The 1,646-nt window shown below is 77.8% G+C and carries 2 protein-coding genes and 1 pseudogene; all 3 read left to right on the forward strand.

Annotated elements, in window-relative coordinates; genetic code table 11:
* Positions 1 to 533: glycosyltransferase (locus FK498_RS18600; protein ID WP_141857182.1), on the forward strand; the 533-nt coding region annotated here is incomplete at its 5' end.
* The gene (locus FK498_RS18605; RefSeq protein ID WP_141857184.1) at positions 533 to 1,144 is read left to right on the forward strand and encodes a NeuD/PglB/VioB family sugar acetyltransferase; all 612 of its coding nucleotides are present in this window, start codon (positions 533 to 535) and stop codon (positions 1,142 to 1,144) included. The genes FK498_RS18600 and FK498_RS18605, both read left to right, overlap by 1 nt.
* Positions 1,145 to 1,201: 57 nt before the next feature.
* Positions 1,202 to 1,646, forward strand: a pseudogene (locus tag FK498_RS18610) (polysaccharide biosynthesis protein); the annotation flags it as partial.

Consider the following 1,646-nt stretch of genomic DNA (forward strand, 5'->3'; position numbering starts at 1 on the left):
GGACGATCCGGCTCGAGGTGGTCGGGCCGTTCACGGACGGTTCTGCGGCGGCATTCGCGCGCGAGGCCGCGCGCCTCGGCCTCGCCGACCGCGTCGTCGCGACCGGCCGGCTGCCGCGGGCTGAGGCGCTCGCGCGCGCAGCCCGGGCGCATGCGGCGCTGGTGCTGTTCGCACCGGGCCCGACGAATCATGAGGCCGCGCTGCCGCACAAGCTGTTCGAGGCGATGGCGCTCGGCCTGCCGGTGGTCGTCGCCGAGTCCTGCCGTGCGATGGCCGCCGTGGTGCGCCGTGCCGGCAACGGCATGGTGGTGGCGTCCGCCGACCCGGCAGCGGTCGCCGCCGCCTTCGATGCGCTTGCCGCCGATCCTGCGCTGCGTGCGCGGATGGGCGCGGCGGGCCGCCAGGCGCTGCGCAACGCCTGGGTCTGGGAGGAGGACGCGGCCCGGCTCGTCCTGCTGCACCGCCGCCTGGCGCAGCCCCGGCTGGCCCGCGGCGGGAGCACGCCGCCCCGGCCGCGGACGGCGCCACGCTGATGCCGAAGGCGATGGGCGAGCCGGACCTGCTGACCCCCGTGGTCATCGTCGGCGCCGGCGGCCACGGCCGCGTGGTGGCCGACATCCTGCGCGCGGGCGGACGCATGGTCGCGGGCTTCCTCGACGACCGGGTCGCCGGCCCGGTGGGCCCGCTGCCGGTGCTGGGCCCCTTCGCGCGCGCCCTGGACCCGGCGTTCCAGCGTGGCCGTGCCTTCATCGTCGCGCTGGGCGACACGGGACGACGCGTCGATCTCGGCGAGGCCATCCTGCGCTCGGGCGGCATCCTCGCCACCGCGATCCACCCCTCGGCCGTGGTGGCCGCGGGTGCGCACATCGGCGCGGGCAGCTCCGTCTCGGCGGCGGCCGTGATCGGGGTCGGCGCGAGCGTGGGTCGCTTCTGCATCGTCAATACCGCCGCGGTGGTCGATCACGATTGCGCGCTCGGCGACGGCGTGTTCGTCGCGCCCGGCGTGCGGCTGTGTGGCGGCGTCAGGGTCGGCGCGGCCGCCCTTCTCGGCGCCGGCGCGATCGTGCTGCCCGGCCTGAGCATCGCGCCGGCCGCGCAGGTGCGGGCGGGGACGGTGGTGGACGTGGATTTCGGCGGAGTCTGACCAGGTTCCGCCGCGCGGCGGTTCCCCGCCGCCGCCCGCGGGGTGTATGTCGGCGCCATGGCGATCCTCGACCGGCTGCGCGAGCGTCTGACCCGAAGCCAGTCCATCGTGGCGGCGGACGCCGGTGCGGCCTTCCTGTCCTGGCCGATGGCGCTGCTGCTCGCCGATCCGGCCGCCCTCGCCGCGCGACCGCCAGCCGCGACCGCGCTCGAGGCGGGCGGCTTCGCCCTGCTCGCCGCCGTCGTGCTGCTCGCCGCGCGGGTGCCGCGCATCGCCTGGCGCTATGTCGGGCCCGTCGACCTTGCCCGCACCGTCGGCGCCGCCTCGGCGGCGGCCCTGCTGTTCGGCCTCGTGCTGGCCGCGGCCGGCCGGCTCGGCGGCTTCACCCCCCTCCTGCCCGTGCTGCACGCGCTGACCGTCTCGGCGCTGCTCGCCGGCGCACGCGGCGCGTATCGCGCGGCGGTGCAGCACGGTGCCGCCGCCGGCGAGGCGATCCCGGTGC

Origin of the sequence: Elioraea sp. Yellowstone, assembly GCF_006704265.1 — a bacterium.
Classification (GTDB): domain Bacteria; phylum Pseudomonadota; class Alphaproteobacteria; order Acetobacterales; family Acetobacteraceae; genus Elioraea.